Source organism: Pseudomonas sp. AC136 (assembly GCF_979258585.1).
In genome coordinates this window covers 1,852,582-1,872,716 of the sequence record NZ_OZ409865.1, presented here as the reverse complement: position 1 = coordinate 1,872,716, position 20,135 = coordinate 1,852,582, and the positions used below count along the sequence as shown (strand labels likewise).

9 protein-coding genes are annotated in these 20,135 nt (G+C 62.8%); 2 read left to right on the top strand and 7 right to left on the bottom strand.

Annotation, left to right across the window (positions count from 1 at the left end):
* The 3 genes from ACZZZU_RS08410 to ACZZZU_RS08400 all read right to left on the bottom strand — a co-directional run bounded on the left by ACZZZU_RS08410 (position 1) and on the right by ACZZZU_RS08400 (position 2,971).
* On the bottom strand, positions 1–852 hold the full coding sequence (locus ACZZZU_RS08410; protein ID WP_463383572.1) for an STAS domain-containing protein: 852 nt from the start codon (positions 850–852) through the stop codon (positions 1–3).
* 422 nt (positions 853–1,274) lie between these two features.
* The gene (locus ACZZZU_RS08405; RefSeq protein WP_122494007.1) at positions 1,275–1,595 is read right to left on the bottom strand and encodes a DUF3509 domain-containing protein; all 321 of its coding nucleotides are present in this window, start codon (positions 1,593–1,595) and stop codon (positions 1,275–1,277) included.
* Between the two features lie 176 nt (positions 1,596–1,771).
* Entirely contained in the window at positions 1,772–2,971 is a 1,200-nt protein-coding gene (locus ACZZZU_RS08400; protein ID WP_463383571.1) for an MFS transporter, read from the bottom strand.
* Between the two features lie 111 nt (positions 2,972–3,082).
* Here ACZZZU_RS08400 and ACZZZU_RS08395 point away from each other — a divergent pair, with 111 nt between their 5' ends.
* Positions 3,083–4,006 (top strand): LysR family transcriptional regulator, encoded by a 924-nt coding sequence (locus ACZZZU_RS08395; protein ID WP_463383570.1) that lies wholly within the window; start codon positions 3,083–3,085, stop codon positions 4,004–4,006.
* On the opposite strand, the gene ACZZZU_RS08390 is transcribed toward ACZZZU_RS08395, so the two are convergent.
* Positions 4,003–4,404 carry a hypothetical protein gene (locus ACZZZU_RS08390; RefSeq protein WP_463383569.1) on the bottom strand — a complete coding sequence of 134 codons (402 nt, stop codon included), beginning with the start codon at positions 4,402–4,404 and terminating at the stop codon, positions 4,003–4,005. The two genes, ACZZZU_RS08395 and ACZZZU_RS08390, sit on opposite strands and share 4 nt — an antisense overlap.
* An 81-nt stretch (positions 4,405–4,485) precedes the next feature.
* Positions 4,486–5,529: an NAD(P)-dependent alcohol dehydrogenase gene (locus tag ACZZZU_RS08385; RefSeq protein WP_122494743.1), complete on the bottom strand. Its 1,044-nt coding sequence runs from the start codon at positions 5,527–5,529 to the stop codon at positions 4,486–4,488.
* A gap of 364 nt (positions 5,530–5,893) precedes the next feature.
* Between ACZZZU_RS08385 and ACZZZU_RS08380 the strand changes: the two genes are divergently transcribed.
* A complete protein-coding gene (locus ACZZZU_RS08380) occupies positions 5,894–6,745 on the top strand; it encodes a CAP domain-containing protein (protein WP_463383568.1) in 852 nt (283 codons plus the stop codon).
* Between the two features lie 6 nt (positions 6,746–6,751).
* Here the strand turns inward: ACZZZU_RS08380 and ACZZZU_RS08375 are convergent, their stop codons facing one another.
* Both ACZZZU_RS08375 and ACZZZU_RS08370 read right to left on the bottom strand, forming a co-directional pair.
* Positions 6,752–7,090, bottom strand: a complete 339-nt coding sequence (locus ACZZZU_RS08375) for a tryptophan synthase subunit beta (protein ID WP_122494002.1) — start codon at positions 7,088–7,090, stop codon at positions 6,752–6,754.
* 157 nt (positions 7,091–7,247) lie between these two features.
* Positions 7,248–20,072: a retention module-containing protein gene (locus tag ACZZZU_RS08370; protein ID WP_463550333.1), complete on the bottom strand. Its 12,825-nt coding sequence runs from the start codon at positions 20,070–20,072 to the stop codon at positions 7,248–7,250.
* Between the last annotated feature and the right edge of the window lie 63 nt (positions 20,073–20,135).

Genomic DNA, 20,135 nt, shown 5'->3' with positions numbered 1-20,135 from the left:
TTACTGCGCCTTGGTCACGGTGACGCCCAGACGGCGTAGCGCCAGTGCCAGGGCGTCGGCCAGGTTAGCCTTGGTGACGACGCCTTGCAGATCCAGACCCAGGTGCACGATGGTTTGCGCAATTTGTGGGCGCACGCCGCTGATGATGCAATCCGCGCCCATCAGGCGAATGGCCGTCACGGTTTTCAGCAGGTGTTGGGCCACCAGGGTGTCAACGGTCGGCACGCCGGTGATGTCGATGATGGCGATTTCCGAACCTGTGTCGACGATGCGTTGCAGCAGCGACTCCATCACCACCTGGGTGCGTTGCGAATCCAGGGTGCCGATCATCGGCAGCGCCAGCACGCCGTCCCACAGTTTCACCACTGGGGTCGACAGTTCCAGCAGCTCTTCTTGCTGGCGACGGATTACTGCTTCGCGCGAAGCCTGGTAGGTGCGGATGGTGTGCAGGCCGAGGGAGTCGAACAGCTCGGAGGCTTGCAACAGTTGCGCTGCCAACACGGCGGGTTGGTCACCGAACTCTTTTTGCAGCAGGCTAAAAAATGGACCTTTAAGGGCGAAAATAAAATTGGCGGTCTGGCTGGAGTCCTGCCCCAACTGAGCGCGGCTGCGCGACAGGCGTTCGAGGAACTGACGGGTGTCTTCCCACTGCGCAGTGCCGATGGCGGCGCTGGCACCGTTTTCCAGTGCGGTGCTGATCAGCTTGAGGAATTCGCGGGTGTCGGCTTTGAGTTCGTCTTCTTTCAGATTGCGGGTGCCGCCTGTGGCTTGCAGCGAGGCGATCCACTCTTGGGACAGCTGCGACTCGGCGGCTTTGATTTTCTGAACGGCATCTTGACCCAGTGCGGCCATGCTGAAACTCCTGTGTTGGCTGTTCTTTTAATAGGTGCAGTGGCGGGCGCAGACGGTGTCATTGATGGCACACGGCCTTCACCCTTAAAGAAGGTTTTGACGAAATACAGCAAGGCGGGCTTCCGGTAAAGAAGTGTTCGCATCTTGTGCAGGAAAGTGTATCCAACACACACACGAACACCGCCTGTTGCCTCGCTAACGCGTAGGCCACGAGGGCTGACTTTAGTTCAGGAAATATGAACGATGCACCGGCGCATCACCGAAGAATGGCGAGCGGGCGCTGAAGGCACTAGGAGAGGAGTAGAAAGCTGCATCGGGCTCATCCGTGAGCAAGGCTTTGTCCGTCAAGCCATCCGTTAAGCAGTGCATCCAAAACACATCAACAGGGCGGCGCGAGTGCGCCGCAGCCTGCTTATAAACAGTTAGGCCTGAGCGCGCAGCCACTCGCGGGGTGCGTAGTCTTGGCGTTGAGCGCGGGCGGCTTCGTTGGCACGGTTCGCCAGGAAAGCACCTTGTTCAACATTCAAGGTTAGGGCGCCGCTGGCGATGCGCATGTCACGGCGCAGTTCGCGAATCAGGCGGCCGACCATCTTCTCGTTAAAAATCATCGCCGGCTCGATCACCTTGGTGAAGGTTTCGCGGGCGTTTTTCAGGGTCAACAGCACCGAAGTGTCTGGACGTGGGCTGAACGTGATTTCGTAAGTCGGGAAGGCGTTGAACAGGTGCTTAACGGGATATTTCATTTTTCACCGCTCCATGGGGGTTTTAAGTCGTTGTAGAACATAGAGCAGCAGACGTGCCAACTTTTGAAACCGCTTGCAGCCCAGTAAATTCGGGGGCTGCGCCAGTTTTGCAATCAGCCTGCCATTAGCAATTTGCACGATTGCCCTACGGCCGCCATGCAAATCGCATGAAGCGCTTACGCTGGACGGCGCATCATCAGCAATGCCACCACTACGGCTGCCGCTGCGCCCACCGTCGCCAGTACGCCGAGGCTTTCCAGGCCGAAGTGGCGAATACCCAGACCACCGAAAATAGCGCCAAGGCCAATGCCAGCGTTGGCGGCGGAAATGTTCATGCTCGCCGCCAAGGCCTGCGCACTGGCGCCAGCCTGCATGACGCGTACCTGGCAAATCGGGAACAGCGCGGTATGCGCAACACCCCACGCGGTGAGCGCCACCACCAGCCAGAACGTGTGTCCGGCAGCGGGCACGGCGGCGAGCATGCCGGCAGCCAGCATCAGCAGAAACAGCACCATGGCGGCGAGTGGGTTGCGATCAACCATTTTCCCGCCCAGGTGATTGCCGAGCATGCCGACGGCGCCGAAGCCCATCAGCCACCAGCCCACCTGCGCCGACGGAATCGCCGCTAGGCGTTCAAGGGTATCGGCCAGGTAGGTGTACGCGGTGAACATGGCGGTGAAGGCCAGCGTTGAGAGCAACACGTGGGCCAGGAAGCGCGGTTGTTTAAGGATGTCGGTCTGGCGTTTGCCGCTGGCTTGCACAGGCGCGGCAGGCATGGCGGGCATTACCAATTGAATGAGCAGGGCGATTAACAATGCGGCGCCGGCCAACAGCCAGAAACTGCCGCGCCAGCCCAGCGCGTCGGCGGCCAACGTGCCCAGCGGAATGCCAAACACAAAGGCGGCAGAAATGCCCATGTACACCTGGGCAACCGCTTTGCCACTGTTGCCCGGTCCGGCCAGTTGGCCTGCGGTTTCGCTGGCCGTGCTCCAGAACACCGGCAAGAACAGCGCCGCCATAAAGCGCGCCACCGCCAGCACCCAAATGGACGACGACGCGGCGGCCAGCGCGTTGGACGCCACAAACACCAGCAGCACGAACACAAAGAGTTTTTTGCGCGGCAGGTGCGCCAGTTTGGCCGTGAGCAGCGGGCCGAACAGCATCACGGTAAAGGCAAACAGCGTGACCAGCTGGCCGGCCAGAGGAATGGAGATATTCAGGTCCCGCGCCAAGGCTGGCAGCAGACCCAGAATCAGGAACTCGGTGGTGAGAATAATGAAGCCGGCGATCGCCAGAATCAGAATGGACAAACCGGCGCGAGGTGCCGCCTTGGACGCGGCGGCGGCGGTAGAAGCCGTTGAAGTGGAAGATTGCATCGTCAGTTGCTCTTGAGAAAACCAGGCGGCAAGCTTATTAGCGAATGCAGTTCCGATTTGCGCTGGTTTATCCCGACTGCTGTGACCAGAATTCCTTAATGAAGGCGCGCCATGTTTTCCTCTGAACGCTTGAAAGGTATTGATCTGTTCGTCTGCGTAGCCGATGCCGGCAGCTTTACCGCCGCGGCCGAGCGCATGAACCTCACCAGTTCGGCGGTGAGCAAAGGCATTGCGCGGCTCGAATCGCGCCTCAACACGCGGCTGTTCCAACGCACCACCCGGCGCCTGGCACTCACCGAAGCGGGGGTGGATTTCTACCGAACCTGCACGGGTGTGTTAGCCGAACTGGAAGAAGCCGAGCTGGCGCTGCACACCGAACATGGCGAACCGTGCGGCAAGGTGCGGGTCGATTTGCCCGCCTCGTTCGGCCGTCTGCATGTGCTGCCCGTGATTCTCGACTTCGTCGCCGAGCACGGGCTGTTGCACCCCCATGTGTCGTTCTCCGACCGCTTCGTCGATCCGGTGGAAGAGGGCATCGACATCCTCGTGCGCATCGGTGGCCCCGATGAATGGCCCATCGCCCTTGGCCACCGTTACCTGGGCGCAGAGCGCCTGATTTTCTGCGCGGCGCCGCGCTATCTGGCCGAGCACGGCGAGCCGCGCACCGTGCCCGACCTCGAGCAGCACAGCTGCGTGGTGTATGGGCGCAGCGATGGCGGCGTGAACCCGTGGCTGTTTTCCGGCGAGCACGCCGGCGACCGCGAGCGGCGGGTAATGCCGGGGCGTATTGCCGTGGGCGACGGCGAAGCGCAGGTGGTGGCGGTGCTGGCCGGGCAGGGCATCGCGCAGTTGCCGCTGTGGCTGGTGCAAGACCACCTGCACAGCGGCAGCCTGGTGCAAGTGCTGCCGGACTTGGCGCTGGAGGGCTCGCCGATCAACCTGGTGTGGCTCAAAACCCGGCAAAACCTACCGAAGGTCAGCGCGCTGCTGGAGGCGCTGGCGGCTGCGTTGACACCTTCCGGGCGGCGGCGTTAAGCGTCGCGCAGCAGGTCGTTGGCGTTAAGCAGGTCGAAGGCAATTTGCGGAGTGTGTTCCAGGCCACGGCGAATGGCGGCTGGAATGGCTTGGCGGGTTTTGCGGCACAGGCCTGGCAGGTCGTGCACATAGATGGCAATGCCGCGCATGGTGCGCACTTCGGTGTGCCCGGGGCCGATGTCCAGGCGAATGCCCAATTGCTCGTGCATGCGCCGGCACATGTGTTCCAGGTCGGCCAGGCTGTCGATGCGCTCTAGGCGTTCGAGCAGCTTTTTCTCTTCCAGGCGGGTGAGTCGCACAATACGCAGGTCGGCGTCAGCGGCCGTGCGCAGTTCTTCCAGTCGGCAAATGCAGACACCAGGCGGGCAGGGTTGGCGGATCGGCGTGGCGCTATTCATGGGCTCCGATCATAGCCAGCCCGCCCGGGCCTTGCCCATGGCTTTTTATCTGGCGCTGCGCGGGCGCAGCGCCAGGGTGGCTCAGGCCAGCGAGGCCATGTCGATGACGAAGCGATAGCGCACGTCCGAGCGCTCCATGCGTTCGAACGCCTCGTTGATCTCATCCATGCGGATCATTTCGCAGTCCGGAAGGATGTTTTTCCGCGCGCAGAAATCCAGCATTTCCTGGGTTTCAGCAATGCCGCCAATGGGCGAACCGGCCAAGCGGCGGCGACCAAGGACGAAGGGCAGGGTCATCTGTTGGTCGATGGGGCCGATCTGGCCGACGATCACCAGCGTGCCGTCGACATCCAGCAGCGACATGTATGGCGACACGTCGTGGCGCACCGGCACCGTGTCGATGATCAGGTCAAAGCTGGACGCGGCTTTTTTCATGGCGTCTTTGTCGGAGGACACCAGCAGCGCGTCGGCACCCAGCTCCAGAGCGTCGGCTTGTTTGTCACTGCTGCGGCTGAGCACGGTCACTTGCGCGCCCATGCCGGCCGCCAGTTTCACCGCCATGTGGCCCAGGCCGCCGAGGCCGATGACCCCAACGCGACTGCCGGGCCCGACATTCCAGGTGCGCAGCGGCGAATAGGTGGTGATGCCTGCGCACAACAGCGGCGCGGCTTTGGCCAGGTCCAACGCGTCGGGCACGCGCAGCACGAACTCTTCACGCACCACCAAATGTTTGGAGTAACCGCCGTAGGTGGGTTCTTTGGTAATGCGGTCGCGGCTGTTGTAGGTCTGGGTGTTGGCCTGGCGACACAACTGCTCTTCGCCTTTGCGGCACTGGTCGCACTCCTGGCAGGAATCGACCATGCAGCCCACGGCCACGGCATCGCCGACCTTGTAGCGTTTCACCGCGCTGCCCACCTCGGTGACGCGGCCGACAATTTCGTGGCCAGGCACGATTGGGAAGGTGCTGAAGCCCCAGTCATCCCGTGCCTGGTGGAGGTCGGAATGGCACACGCCGCAGTAGAGAATTTCCATCGCGACATCGTTCGGGCGCAGGGCGCGGCGCTCGAATTTGAATGGTGCCAGGGGCGATTTGGCCGTTTGGGCGGCATAACCAATGGTGAGCATGAAAACCTCCAAATACGCAAAACGTGGGCGAAGAAAATTCGGCGTGTAGCGATCGATCTGTTGCAGTCGGGCCAATGCCCAAGGGGTGCGGCGGGCGGCCAAGTCCTATGCTAGACACTTGCCGGGGTGAAACGCTCCGTTGTCTATCGGGCTATAGCGTGTGGCGCCGTGTTCGCCGACACTCATGGCACAGTGGCATGGGTGAACCTTACCCGCCCCGCTGCGCTCTGATTAGGCATATAAACCTGCATGCCGTTATACGCTCTGCTAATAAGCTGGCCGCTGAAGTTCCGGCGGATTGACCGGGGCAGAGCCAGGCGAAATCGCTGATCATGGGGGCAGTCCGCTCAAAAGGGAGAGTTACATGCGCGTCCGTTCAACCGTTGTGCCAGTCGTGTTGTTGTCGTTGTCCGTACTCACTACCACGCCGGTGTGGGCTGATGATGAAACGCAACTGGTGCAGGCCATCAACGCCTACCGCGGCCAGGTTCAGCGCTGCGAAGGCCAGGCCTCGCCAGAGCTGCCGCCGCTGGCCGACGACCCGCGCCTGCGCCTGCGCTCGGACAGCTTCGGCGGTTTGCAGACGGCACTGGCCAAGAACGGCTACCCCATGGTCAATGTGCAAGCCATCAGCCTAGCGGGCGCGCGTGACAGCGATGCGGCGATGAAGGCGGTTCAGGAAAGCTTCTGCCGCGTGATTCTCGACCCACAATTCGTGGATATCGGCGTACGCCGCGAAGGCGATTTGTGGCGCATCACCCTGGCCCGCCCGATGCTCACGGCGCGCATGGGCGACTGGCAAAGCCAAGGCCAACAGTTGCTGCAAATGATCAACACCGCGCGTAACCAGGCCCGCCAGTGCGGCACCCAGGCCTACGCGGCAGCCGCGCCTTTGAGTTGGAACAACACCCTGGCCGGCGCCGCCGAAGCCCATAGCCGGGCCATGGCCAACGGCAATTTCTTCGACCACAAAGACCGCGACGGCCGCACCCCAGGCGACCGCGCCGAGCTGGCTGGCTATGCCGGTCAAGCCATTGGCGAAAACATCGCCGCCGGTAACGACAGCCCGCGCAAAGTGCTCGACGGCTGGCTGGCCAGCCCCGGCCACTGCGCCAACCTGATGAACCCGCAATACCGCGAGCTGGGCGCCGCCTACGCGCTGGACCCACGCAGCGACGCCGGCATTTATTGGACCGCTATGTTTGGCAGCCAATAAGCGGGGCTAGATCACCCCGGTATCGTCATCATTAATCAGCTTATGCAGCCCGCCCAACGCCTCACGCGATTGGGTACGGCTGAGCAGTTTGCTCTGCGCTGCCGGCGGCAAGTCGGTAATGCGCAGCACGCCTTTATTCATCAGCACTGAAATCAAGTCGTCGATTACCCGGATCATCTCCAGATCGCTCTGCTTGAGTTGCATCAGGTTGCTTTCGACGGTCTGGTTCGAATACCAGGCCAATGCCTCTTGATCGTCTGCCGGCAAGGTGCCGTTCATTCCCTCGAACTCGGCGGCTTCGACGCGCGTCAGCTGGCCCTGCTCATTGCGCTGGATATACAGCATCCGCAAATCCCTCTTGGTTTCGTGCAACACGTTGGGTTGGAAGACAGAGCCGCAGACCCTGCCAGTAGTGTGTAGCGCCTGCAACGCTTTCTTGCCAGGCAAAAAAACGGCGCGAACTCCACACTGCTAGAGAACGCGCCGTTTAGTCCCGCCCTAATTAATGGTGGTCGGTTTTCACCACCGGATCGGTACCTGCCACCAACGACTTGATGATGTCGGCCGAGCTTGAACCGTAGTTGTTCAAGTCCACGCCTTGCAGGGTAATGCTCACATCCGAACCCTGGTCGATATGGCCGCTGGTGCTGACCTGAATGGTCGACGTCGCGGTGTCCACTTTCAGGTAGCTCAGCACGTTGGTGTCGGTGATATCCGGCAGCAAATCGCTGAGGTTGATGCGGTCGCCTTCGCTGGCGTTGAAGTCGGTGATGGTTGATTTACCGACATCGCCGGCCTGCCAGGTGAAGGTGTCTGCACCGCTACCGCCAGTGAGAATGTTGTTGCCGCTGCCGCCGTACAGGATGTCGTCGCCGGCACCGCCGATAAGCAAGTCATTACCGGCGCCGCCAAACAGCGAGTCGTTGCCGTTGCCGCCTTCCAGACGATCGTTGCCGGCCAGGCCGTGCAAGGTGTCGTTGCCGTCACCGCCACGCAGCAGATCAGCCGCTGTCGAGCCGGTGAGGGTGTCGGCGCCCGCCGTGCCGGTGGCCAGCACCGACGTGCCGTTGGCCAGTGTCAGCGCCTGGTAGGTGGTGCTCACATCGCCATTGGCGGCGGTGTTGGTGCCGGTGAAGATCAGCGTGCCCGAGTCGGTGCCGGTGTGGCTGAGGGTCAGGTTGCTGGTGGTCCAGTTGCTCAGGTCGATCAGCGAGTCAACGCCGGTCGAGGTCGCGGTGTGGCCGTTACCGTCGCTGATGATCATGCCGGCTTCCAGGCCGCTCACTTTCAGCACGCTGGCGTTGTCGGTCACGCTCAGGCTCAGGGTGCTTTCGTTAGTGGTGGTGGCGTTGGCAATCGCGGTGCCCTGGTAGCCGTTTTCCACGTGGTGGATGGCGGCCACTTGGTCAGCGCTCAACACGCCGCTGTAAATGCGCAGGTCATCCAACGCGCCCTTGAAGTAGCTCGTGTCGTTGGCATCTTTACCGTTGCCGGTGAAAGCATTGGTCGCGCCAATTTCCAGCAACTGATTCAGCGCGCCGGTGAAGGCGGCGTCGACCGGGCTGCCGGTGGCTTCCAGTTTGCCGTCCACATACACGTTCACCAGGCCCGTGGAGGAATCGCGAGAGATGGCCACGTTGTGCCACTGGCTGTCGTTAACCGAGGTGGTGCTGTACACGCCGTCGACGTTGCCCAGACCGAAACCGATTTTGCCGGCGGCGTTGATGGCGCCCCACTGAATGTCGTTGCCGCCACTCACTTGTTCGCTGCCGATAATGCTCGGGTTGCTCCACGCGCTGCCGGCGCCGTTGGCGTTGCCTGCCTGGGCGGTATTGATCCAGAACGTCAGCGTGGCGGTGCCCATCAGCGCTGCCGTTACCGAGGTGCTGACATCGATGTGGTCACCGGTGTCGCTGCCGGAGTTGAACACCAGATTCTTGCCGGCGCCCTCGGCGCGGCTGGTGGAACTCAGCTGCGGCAGATCGCCGGTTTTATTGCTGTCGGCATCGGCCAGCGTGCCGGTCTGTTTGGTGATCTCGTTGGTGACGACCGAGCCGTTGCTGGTGGTGGAGTCGAAAGTCCAGTAACCCTTCGGCGTCACGCTGACTGTTGGAATAGCCGCATCGCTGACCGAGTTGACCATCAGGCTGACGGTCGAGGTTTCGGTCACGCCGCCGGACGTCACGGTGTAGGTGAAGTTCGACTGGCCGTGGTAATCGGCAGTCGGGGTGAACTCCAACTTGCCGTTAACCAATTTCACCGAACCGTGGTCCACCGTCACCGAGCCATTGTTGGCAATGCTGGTGCCGTTGATGGCGCTGATGGTGGCGGTGTTGCTGAAGTTGTCGTTGCCCAGCACGTTGAGGGTGATGGCGGTGTCTTCGTCTGTCACACCCGTGTCGGCCTTGATATCGGCCACCGGTTTAACGGTGAGCACAGCGCTGTCGGCAGTGGCCACGGTGCCATCGCTGACGGTGTAGCTGAACTTGACCTCGCCGTTCCAGTCTTTGGTCGGCGTGAACGTCCAGGTGCCATCGGCATTGGCAACCAGCGTGCCTTCGCCGGATGTTTTGCTCAGGCCCACCACGGTTAGCGCGTTGCCGTCCGGGTCGGTGGCATTGCCCAGCAGTTGCGCCGAGGTAATGGTGATGGAAGTGTCTTCGTCGCCACTCAGGGCGACCGGCGTTACTGCCACCACTGGCGCATCGTTCACCGGCGTCACGTACATCGTGACGGTCGCGCTGGCGGTGCCGCCCTTGCCGTCGCTAACGCTGTACTGGAAGGTCGCTTCGCCGTTGTAGTTGGCCTCTGGCGTGAACGTGATCACGCCGTTGTTCAACGCAACGGTGCCGTGGGTGGCGTTCTGCACGCTGGTCAGCGTGAGGGCGTTGCCATCCACGTCGGAATCGTTCTTTAGCAGGGTGCTGGCGTTGATGGTCAACGCGGTGTCTTCGGCAGTGACCAATGAACCGGTGTTGCCGCTGGCGCCGAGCACGGTGTAAGCGGAGTCGGCAGCGCCCGCTGCTTTCACTTCCACTTTCAGCGCGGCGTTGCCGCCTTGGTCCCAGTAAACGATCTCGATCTGGTGCGCGCCGCCGGTGGGAATCGTGAAGTTGGCAGTGGTGGCTGCGGCACTGCGGTTGCCGTCGAACTTGACCACGTCCTGACCATCGATACGCAGGATAAAGCCGTCGTCCGAGGTCACTTTGAAGGTGTAGTTGCCGGCCGCCAGGCTGATCTGGCCGCTGAGCTTGATGATGGCGTCGCTGGTGTTGCCCGGGTCGGTCGACAGGCTGGCCTTGTCATTGCCCAGGAACGTTTGCAGGTTGGTGCCTTCACCCAGATTGGTGCTGACGCCACCGTAGTTCAGGTTGGTGGAAACGAACGTGGCATCCGGGGTTTTGCCCGCGATCAGCGACTCGACCTGGGAAATGGTCGCCAGGTTGGCGCCATTGCCTTGTGCATAACCGTAGTACTGGCCCGTCAGGCCCAGCACATAGGTGTCAGCCACGGCCACTGGCGCATCGTTGGTGCCGGTGACGTTGACGTTGATGACCTGCGTGGTGGTGCCGCCCAAGCCGTCGGACACGGTGGCCGTAAAGGTTTCCGTGCCGGTGCTGCCCGCGCCCAAGGCTTGGGTGGCTGGCTTGCTGTTGTCCAGGGTGTAGGTCCACACGCCGGCGCTGCTCATGGTCAGCGAACCGTAAGTGCCGGTGCCGTTGGCCACGCTCCAGGTGGTGCTTGAACCGTGGTCCGCATCGCTGGCCGTGAGGGTGCCGGTGGCCGACGGGGTGCCCGCCGTGGCAGCGCCCGCAGGCGTCAGGCCGGCCTCGACCACAGTGCCGGTCGCGGCGCTGGCGGCGGAAGTAACCACCGGTGCATCGTTGGTGCCGTTAACAGTGACGGTGATGACCTGCACCTTGCTGCCGCCCTGGCCGTCGGACACGGTGGCGTTGAAGGTTTCGGTACGGCTCTCGCCCACCGCCAACGCTTGGGTGGCCGGCTTGCTGTTATCCAGGGTGTACGTCCAGGCGCCAGCGGCGCTCAGGGTCAGCGAACCGTAGGTGCCAGTGCCGGTGCCGCTGGCCAGGCTCCAGCTGGTGCTGGAATCGTGGTCCACGTCGGTGGCCGTCAGGGTGCCGCTGGCCGTGGCGGTGCCAGCAGTGGCAGCACCGGCCGGGGTCAGACCGGCTTCGGTGACGGTACCGGCTGCGGCGGCAGCGTTCGAGGTGATAACCGGTGCGTCATTAGTGCCGGTGACGGTGATTACGGCGGTTTGCGCCACCACCGCGCCTTTGTCATCGATCACGTTGTAAGTGACGGTCAGCGTCTGCTGCTCGCCCGCTTTCAACGCCTGGAAGGCGCTGTTGCTTGGGTCGACGGTGAGCACGCTGCCCACGCGGGAAACGCCTGCCGGCAAGGTGCCGACGTTGGCCACGCTGAGGCTGGAACCGCTGTCCACATCGCTGGCGCCGGCCAGCAGGTTGACGGTGAAGCTGGCACCGTCTTCCACGCCCGAGGCGGTGACTGCGCCGCTGACTACAGGCGAATCGTTGGTGCCGGTGACGTTAACGGTGATTACCTGAGTCGCCGTGCCGCCCTGGCCGTCGGAGACGAGGGCCGTAAAGGTTTCTTTGCCAACCTGACCTTCTGCCAACGCCTGAGTCGAGGCCTTGGCATTGTCCAGCGTGTACGTCCACACGCCGACGGCGGTGAGTGCCAGCGTACCGAAGCTGCCGGCGCCGCCGTTTGGCAGGCTCCAGGTGGTGCTGGAATTGTGGTCGACATCGCTTGCGGTCAGCGTGCCAGTGGCCGACGGCGTGCCTGCGACCACAGCGCCCGGATCGGTATTGCCGGCTTCTACCACTGTGCCGGTGGCGGCAGCGGCGGAAGAGGTCACCACGGGCGCATCGTTGGTGCCGGTGATGGTGATCACGGCGGTTTGTGCTGTCTTGGCGCCAAACTGATCGGTCACGCTGTACGTGATGGTCAGCACCTTCGACTCGCCCACTGCCAGCGACTGGAAGCTGCTGTCGGATGGGTTAACGGTCAGGGTTGTGCCCGAACGGGTGACGCCCGCCGGCAAGGTGCCGACATCGGTCACGCTCAGCACGGCGCCGTTATCAACATCGCTGGCATTGGTCAGCAGATTGACGTTGAAGCTGGCGCTGTCTTCGGCGCCCGTCGCGGTCACAGCGCCGCTAACGGTTGGCGCATCGTTGGTGCCGGTCACGGTGATGGTCGCGGTTTGTGGGGTGACGGCGCCTTTGTCGTCTTCCACGTTGTAGGTCACGGTGATGACCTTGGTTTCGCCCTGCGCCAACGACTGGAAGCTGGCGTTGCTCGGGTTCACGGTCAAGGTGCTGCCCGACAGGCTCACCCCGGCCGGCAAGGCGCTGACGCCGCTGACTTTCAGCAGGGCGCCGGCATCCACATCGCTAGCGCCGGAGAGGAGGTTAACGACGATAGCCGCGCCATCCTCAGCGCCCGCCGCCGTCAGTGCCGCAGCGACGACTGGCGAATCGTTGGTGCCGGTGACATCGATCGTGATGACTTGGGTAGCAGTGCCGCCCTGGCCATCCGACACGGTCGCGATGAAGGTTTCTTTCCCGGTCTGGCCTTCAGCCAATGCCTGAGTCGCGGCGTTGGCGTTATCCAGCGTGTAGGTCCATACGCCAGCAGCGGTGATTGCCAGGGTGCCGTAGTTGCCGGCGCCGTTGGCGACAGTCCAGGTCGTAACCGAACCCTGATCAACATCACTGGCAGTCAGTGTGCCGGTCACGCTCGGTGTACCCGCCACGGTGGCGCCTGCATCGGTATTGCCAGCTTCCACCGCAGTGCCGGTCGCAGCAGCCGGGGAGGAGGTGACCACTGGCGCGTCGTTAACCGGCGTAACGCCGATGTTGATCACGCTATCAACGGTGCCGCCTTTGCCATCGGAAACGGTCACGGTGAAGGTGTCGGAGCCGTTGTAATTGCTGGCTGGCGAATAGGTGAACTTACCGTCCGTACCCACCAGCACCGAGCCGTTGGCCGGACCTGTTTTCAGGGTGTAAGTCAGGGTGTCGCCATCGGCATCGCTGCCCATCACGGCGCCAGTCAGCGGCGTGTCTTCGGCCGTGGTCAGCGCCTGGTTTTCAGTAATTGGCTTGTCGTTAACCGGCGTGACGCCGACGGTGATCACGCTATCAACGGTGCCGCCTTTGCCGTCGGAAACGGTGACGGTAAAACTGTCGCCGCCGTTGTAGTTACTGTTCGGCGTGTAGGTGAAAGTGCCGTCGGCATTCAGCGCGACGTTGCCGTTGGCGGCCGGGGTTTTCACGGTATAGCTGAGGCTGTCGCCATCCACATCGGTGCCGGTTACGGTGCCGGTCAGCGGGGTGTCTTCGGCAGTGGTAAGCGTTTGGTTGGCGGTAGTCGGTGCGTCGTTGACCGGCGTAACGCCGATGCTGATCACGCTATCAACCGTGCCGCCTTTGCCGTCGGCAACGGTGACGGTGAAAGTGTCGGAACCGTTGTAGTTGCTGTTCGGCGTATAGGTAAACGTGCCGTCGGCGTTCAGCGCGACGTTGCCGTTAGCGGCTGGAGTTTTCACGGTGTAGCTGAGGCTGTCGCCGTCGACATCAGTGCCGGTCACAGCGCCGGTCAGCGGGGTGTCTTCGGCAGTGGTCAGCGATTGGTTGGCGGTAGTCGGTGCATCGTTTACCGGCGTAACGCCGATGCTGATCACGCTATCAACAGTGCCGCCTTTGCCGTCGGAAACAGTGACGGTGAAGCTGTCCGAACCGTTGTAGTTGCTGTTCGGCGTATAGGTGAACGTGCCGTCGGCATTCAGCGCGACGTTGCCGTTGGCAGCCGGCGTTTTCACGGTGTAGTTGAGGCTGTCGCCGTCTACATCATTGCCGGTCACGGCGCCGGTCAGCGGCGTGTCTTCGGCAGTGGTAAGCGTTTGGTTGGCGGTAGTCGGTGCGTCGTTAACCGGCGTGACGCCGATGCTGATCACGCTATCAACCGTGCCGCCTTTGCCGTCGGCAACGGTCACGGTGAAGGTGTCGGAACCGTTGTAGTTGCTGTTCGGCGTGTAGGTGAACGTGCCGTCGGCATTCAGCGCGACGTTGCCGTTGGCGGCCGGGGTTTTCACGGTGTAGCTGAGGCTGTCGCCGTCTACATCAGTGCCGGTTACGGCGCCGTTCAGCGGGGTGTCTTCCGCGGTCGTCAGGGTTTGGTTAGCGCTGGTCGGTGCATCGTTTACCGGCGTTACGCCGATGCTGATCACGCTATCAACGGTGCCGCCTTTGCCGTCGGAAACAGTGACGGTGAAGGTGTCGGAACCGTTGTAGTTGCTGTTCGGCGTATAGGTGAACGTGCCGTCGGCATTCAGCGCGACGTTGCCGTTGGCGGCCGGGGTTTTCAGGTTGTAGCTGAGGCTGTCGCCATCGGCATCGCTGGCGGTCACGGCGCCGGTCAGCGGGGTGTCTTCGGCGGTGGTCAGCGATTGGTTGGCGCTGGTCGGCGCATCGTTTACCGGCGTAACGCCGACGCTGATCACGCTATCAACAGTGCCGCCTTTTCCGTCGGAAACAGTGACGGTGAAGGTGTCGGAACCGTTGTAGTTGCTGTTCGGCGTGTAGGTGAACGTGCCGTCGGCATTTAGCGCGACGTTGCCATTAGCAGCCGGGGTTTTCACGGTGTAGCTGAGGCTGTCGCCGTCGACATCAGTGCCGGTCACAGCGCCGGTCAGCGGAGTGTCTTCGGCAGTGGTCAGCGTTTGGTTGGCGGTAGTCGGTGCGTCGTTGACCGGCGTAACGCCGATGCTGATCACGCTATCAACCGTGCCGCCTTTGCCGTCGGCAACGGTGACGGTGAAAGTGTCGGAACCGTTGTAGTTGCTGTTCGGCGTATAGGTAAACGTGCCGTCGGCGTTCAGCGCGACGTTGCCGTTAGCGGCTGGAGTTTTCACGGTGTAGCTGAGGCTGTCGCCGTCGACATCAGTGCCGGTCACAGCGCCGGTCAGCGGGGTGTCTTCGGCAGTGGTCAGCGATTGGTTGGCGGTAGTCGGTGCATCGTTTACCGGCGTAACGCCGATGCTGATCACGCTATCAACAGTGCCGCCTTTGCCGTCGGCAACGGTGACGGTGAAAGTGTCGGAACCGTTGTAGTTGCTGTTCGGCGTGTAGGTGAAAGTGCCGTCGGCGTTAAGCGCGACGTTGCCGTTAGCGGCTGGAGTTTTCACGGTGTAGCTGAGGCTGTCGCCGTCGACATCAGTGCCGGTCACAGCGCCGGTCAGCGGGGTGTCTTCGGCAGTGGTCAGCGATTGGTTGGCGGTAGTCGGTGCGTCGTTGACCGGCGTAACGCCGATGCTGATCACGCTATCAACAGTGCCGCCTTTGCCGTCGGAAACAGTGACGGTGAAGCTGTCGCCGCCGTTGTAGTTGCTATTCGGCGTATAGGTGAACGTGCCGTCGGCATTCAGCGCGACGTTGCCGTTAGCGGCCGGCGTTTTCACGGTGTAGTTGAGGCTGTCGCCGTCTACATCATTGCCGGTCACGGCGCCGGTCAGCGGCGTGTCTTCGGCAGTGGTAAGCGTTTGGTTGGCGGTAGTCGGTGCGTCGTTAACCGGCGTGACGCCGATGCTGATCACGCTATCAACCGTGCCGCCTTTGCCGTCGGCAACGGTCACGGTGAAGGTGTCGGAACCGTTGTAGTTGCTGTTCGGCGTGTAGGTGAACGTGCCGTCGGCATTCAGCGCGACGTTGCCGTTGGCGGCCGGGGTTTTCAGGTTGTAGCTGAGGCTGTCGCCATCGGCATCGCTGCCGGTCACGGCGCCAGTCAGCGGGGTGTCTTCAGCGGTCGTGAGCGTTTGGTTGCCCACAATCGGCGCGTCGTTGTCGGGCGTAACGCCAATGCTGATGGTGCTGGTGGTGGTGCCGCCTTTGCCGTCGCTGACCAGGGCCTGGAAGCTGTCCGGGCCGGTGTAGTCCTTCACGGGCGTGTAGGTGAAGCTGCCGTTGGCATCGAGCGTCAGGGTGCCGTGGGCCGGGCCGCTGACCAGGCTGTAGGTCAGGGTGTCACCGTCAATGTCGGCGCCGGTTACGGTGCCGGTCAGCGGGGTGTCTTCTTCGGTGGTCAAGCTTTGGTTGGTGGCGGTCGGTGCGTCGTTTTCCGGGCGCACGGTAACGGTCAGCGGCAGGGTCGTGGTGGCGCTGCCGCCAGTCGCTTCGGAGGACGTGGCGCTAACGTGCAGCACGATGGTGCCGTTGAAGTTCGCCGGCGGCGTGAGCGTCAGGCTGCCTTTGGCCCAGCCGGTGATGTCCACCGGGCTGCCGGTGCTGGTCACGGTGTTGCCGTTGCCATCGCTCAGTACCGAGCCGGCCGGCGCGTCGTCGATGGTGATTTTGCTGATGCTTTCCGAACCGTCGGTGTCGGTCACCGCAGCGGTGATGCTCGACAAGCGAATGGCGTGATCTTCCAGGCCAACATTGACCTGCTGACCGAGGCTGATGTTGTCGAGCAGGCCGCCGACCGAGTTGCTGTCGGTGGCACGGAATTCCAGGGTGTAGTTGCCGGCCTTGTCGGCTGGCAGGGTGAAGCTGTAATTGGTCAGCCCGGCGGTGGTGCCGCTCAGGGTGCCGACTTTTACGCCGCCCCAGAACACGTCGATGCTCGAGCTTGCTTCCGAACCGCTGCGTGGCGAGTACTGCAATTGCACCACGAAGGTGTCGCCGGCTTGCGCGGCCACGGTGGTGTACAGGTTGCTGGCATCGCCTGGGTTGCGTTCCAGTTCAATGACCTGGTTGCTGCCGCTGCCGCCGTTGATGTAAGTGCCTTCGCTACCGACTTCCACAGCGTTGCCGCTGTTATCGGTGTGCCATTGGCCGCCGCCCAGCGAGCCCTCGGAAACGCTGTTGCTGAAACCGCCGCTCAGGTTGATTTCCTGGAAGTCGGTGGACGCCAGTTGGCTGCCGGCACCGAAGGTCAGGGTAGGCGCATCGGCCACTGGCGTGACGTTGATGGCGGCGCTGCCAGTGGTGGAGCTGGCGCCATTGTTGTCGATGGCTTTGAAGTCGAAGGTGGTGCTGCCGCCCCAGTTGGCGGTGGGCACGAAATACACCGGGCCGCTGACCACTTGGCCAACGCTGATGGCTTGCGTGCCGGCTGCATCGGAATACAGGGTGCCGTGGTCCGGGAGCGATTCAATCGAGTAGCTGGTGACGGTGCCGTCGACGTCGCTGCCGCCCAGGGTGACGGCAATCGGCGCCGCCGAATCTTCATTGCCGCTGGCGACCACGGTGCTGCTGGCAACCGGTGCGTCGTTGGTGCCGTTGATGGTCACGGTCACGGTGGTCGGCGTGCCATCGGCACTGACTACGGTGAAGGTGTCGCTGACGCTCTGGCCGACGTTCAGGTTGTTGTAGGCCGAGTTGGCCTGGTAGGTCCACGCGCCGTTGGCGTTGACGCTAAAGGTGCCGTAGGTGCCAGCGGTGTTGGTTTGCGCGGCGAAGGTGGCGGGGCTGTCGATGTCGGTAATGCTCAGCGTGCCGCCGGTGGTGATGGCGGCATCGGTTTCGGCCACGGCGACGTTGGCCGGAGTGAGCACGGCAGCATCGTTGACCGGGTTGACGTTCACGGTGACGGTTGCGGTTTCAGTCACGCCGCCCGAGGTCACGGTGTAGGTGAAGGTGTCGGTGCCGTTGTAGTTGGCGGCTGGCGTGTACACCAGCGTGCCGTCGGCGTTGAAGGTCACGCTGCCATGGGCGCCTTGGGTTACCGAGGTCACAGCACGGCCGGCGTTTTCGAAATTGTCGGCAGTGCCGCCGCCCACGCCGGTGATGGCGTTGAAGGTGAGCACGTTGTCTTCGTTGACGCTGACGGTATCCGGGCGGATGTCGGCCACGGCATCAACGCGAATGGCGACGTTGCTGTTGGTGGTCAGGCTGCCGTCGGTGCTGCTGATTTTCAGGTTGTCGACGCCGTTGTAGTCGGCGGTCGGCTTGTAGTTCAGGCCTTGCAAGGCGGCGTTGATGGCCGCCGAGCTGCCGCTGAGCACCAGGCTGCCGGTGCCATTGCCGGTCACGGTGACGCCGCCGGCCAATGGGCCGAGGGTCAGGGTGCCGTGGTCGACGTTCAAGGTGGTGGTCAGGTTGGCGCTGTCGATGTCGCCGGTGGCGATGCTGTTGCCACGCAGCACAGAAAACACTTTGCTGGTGTCTTCGCTGGTGACCTGCACGCTGCTCGGCGCGGTAATGAATGGCGCGTCGTTGACCGGCGTGACGTTGATATTCAGCGTGGCGGTGCTGGTGGCAGTGCCGTCGCTCAAGGTGTAAGTCACGGTCGGCACCGGGCCGTTGTAGTTGGCAACCGGGGTAAAGGTGAAATCACCGTTGGCGCTGATGGTCAGCTTGCCGACGATTGTGTTCAGGGTTTCGCCGGCGTTGGCGCTGAAGGTAAACGGGCCAACCGAGTAGCTGAATTTGGTTACCGACAGCACGGCGCCTGCGTCCACGTCGCTGTCGTTGCTGATCACGTTGCCGGTGATCACCGTGTCTTCGCTGCCCGACTTCACGTCGGCCACGGCTACCGGTGCGTCGTTGCGGCCGTCGATGGTGATGGTGGCCGTCGTTGGCGTAACGCCGCCGTTGCTGTCAATGACGTCGTAGGTGTAGTTCAGCACCACCTGCTGGCCGGCAGCCAAATAGGTGTAGGCGTTCGGGTTGACGCTCAGGGTGCCGTCGGCATTCAGCGATACGCCGGCAGTGTTGCCGCCGCTGGTTTCCTGCAGATTGGCCACGCTGAGGCTGTCGCTCAGGTCTACGTCGGTGGCGTTTTGCAGCAGGTTAACGCTGAGCGGGGCAGCGTCTTCGTTGGTCGCGGCACTCACAGCAGCACTGACCACGGGCGCATCGTTGACGCCGTCGATGGTGAGGGTGGCGCTGGCCGGGGTAACGCCGCCGTTCTGGTCGACCACGTTATAGGTGTAAGTGAGGGTGACGCTCTCGCCGGCGGCCAGGTAGTTGTAGGCACCGGGGGTCACGCTCAGGGTGCCGTTGGCATTGATGGTGACGCCTGAAGCATCGCCTGCGCCGGACTGGGCAACATTGGTCACGCTGACCACATCGCCCTTGTCGACATCGCTGGCGTTGGCGAGCAGGTCGACCGTCAGGCCGCCGGCGTCTTCGTCGGTGGTAACGGTGACATCGCCGCTCACCACCGGGGCATCGTTTACGCCGGTGATGGTCAGGGTCAGCACGTTGTTGCTGGTCAGGCCACCGCTGTCGGTGACGGTGAACGGCACGTTAATGGTCAGCTGTTCGCCGGCCGCCAGGTTCTGGTACGCCGCATTGCTTGGGTCGATGGACCAGGTGCCATTGCCGTTCAGGGTGAAACCGGCTGGCGCGGCGGCGCCGGCTTGCAGGGTGAAGGTTTGGGTGTCGCCGGTATCAACGTCGCTGGCGGTCAGTTGGCCAGAGACGATGGCGCCGTCTTCTGTGGCGCTGCCGTTGGCGGCATCGGCAACCGGTGCATCGTTAACCGGCGTCACGCCGATGTTCACGGTCAGGGTGTCGCTGGCGCCACGGCCATCGGTCACCACCACCTGGAAACTGTCGGGGCCGTTGTAGTTGGCCACCGGGGTGTACACCCAGACGCCTTGCGGGCTCAGCGTCAAGGAACCGTTCGCCGGGCCCGTGCCGACCAAGGTGTACGTCAATGCGTCGCCGTTGTTGTCGACGGCAGTGAAGGCGCCATTGAAGGTCACGTCTTCGTCGGTAGTGACGTTAATTGTCGGACTTGCATCATTTCCGTCGGCAGTGACGAAACGCGGCGCCACGTTTTGCTCGGCGCCGAACGCTTGCTGCTGAACAACCCCATCACCGTCCGTCGTGTTGCTGAAGTTGATACCGATCTCAGGCTGCACTTCGCCTGCGGTTTCGCTCAGCAATACAAAGCTGCGGCCACCACCGGCTGCACCACCGGCCGCGCCACCCGCGCCAGGGCCAGCAGCGGTAGCCGGGAGGTCTTGAGTCGGGTCGGCGCCGGCGACGATGGCGCGCTGCACATCCACCACTTCGGCACGGGCCTCGGCGGCGCTTTGTGCCGTCGCTTCGGTGATGGGGCTCGCGGCATCGGCGCTGCTCCACTGCGTGTCGCGGCCCAGGTCGAGCATGCGGCCGTCGGCCAACTCCAGTGTGACCATGCCGCCGGCACCGGTATCCAAAGTGTCGCCTACATACAAACGGTCGCCTTCAACCAGCACGCGATGAGCGCCCTCGGCGGATGTCGCGATGACTTGGCCAACAATGCTTTTAACGATGGCGACGACGGTGCTCATGTGAAGACTCTCCCTGGAAACTCAGGTAAACGGCAGTGCAAAGGGGTGGTTTGGGTCAAGCGG

What these genes read in the sequence shown, in the direction of transcription:
- ACZZZU_RS08410 (WP_463383572.1), bottom strand. Translation starts at nt 852, where the DNA reads ATGGCCGCACTGGGTCAAGATGCCGTTCAGAAAATCAAAGCCGCCGAG.
- ACZZZU_RS08405 (WP_122494007.1), bottom strand. Translation starts at nt 1,595, where the DNA reads ATGAAATATCCCGTTAAGCACCTGTTCAACGCCTTCCCGACTTACGAA.
- ACZZZU_RS08400 (WP_463383571.1), bottom strand. Translation starts at nt 2,971, where the DNA reads ATGCAATCTTCCACTTCAACGGCTTCTACCGCCGCCGCCGCGTCCAAG.
- ACZZZU_RS08395 (WP_463383570.1), top strand. Translation starts at nt 3,083, where the DNA reads ATGTTTTCCTCTGAACGCTTGAAAGGTATTGATCTGTTCGTCTGCGTA.
- ACZZZU_RS08390 (WP_463383569.1), bottom strand. Translation starts at nt 4,404, where the DNA reads ATGAATAGCGCCACGCCGATCCGCCAACCCTGCCCGCCTGGTGTCTGC.
- ACZZZU_RS08385 (WP_122494743.1), bottom strand. Translation starts at nt 5,529, where the DNA reads ATGCTCACCATTGGTTATGCCGCCCAAACGGCCAAATCGCCCCTGGCA.
- ACZZZU_RS08380 (WP_463383568.1), top strand. Translation starts at nt 5,894, where the DNA reads ATGCGCGTCCGTTCAACCGTTGTGCCAGTCGTGTTGTTGTCGTTGTCC.
- ACZZZU_RS08375 (WP_122494002.1), bottom strand. Translation starts at nt 7,090, where the DNA reads ATGCTGTATATCCAGCGCAATGAGCAGGGCCAGCTGACGCGCGTCGAA.
- ACZZZU_RS08370 (WP_463550333.1), bottom strand. Translation starts at nt 20,072, where the DNA reads ATGAGCACCGTCGTCGCCATCGTTAAAAGCATTGTTGGCCAAGTCATC.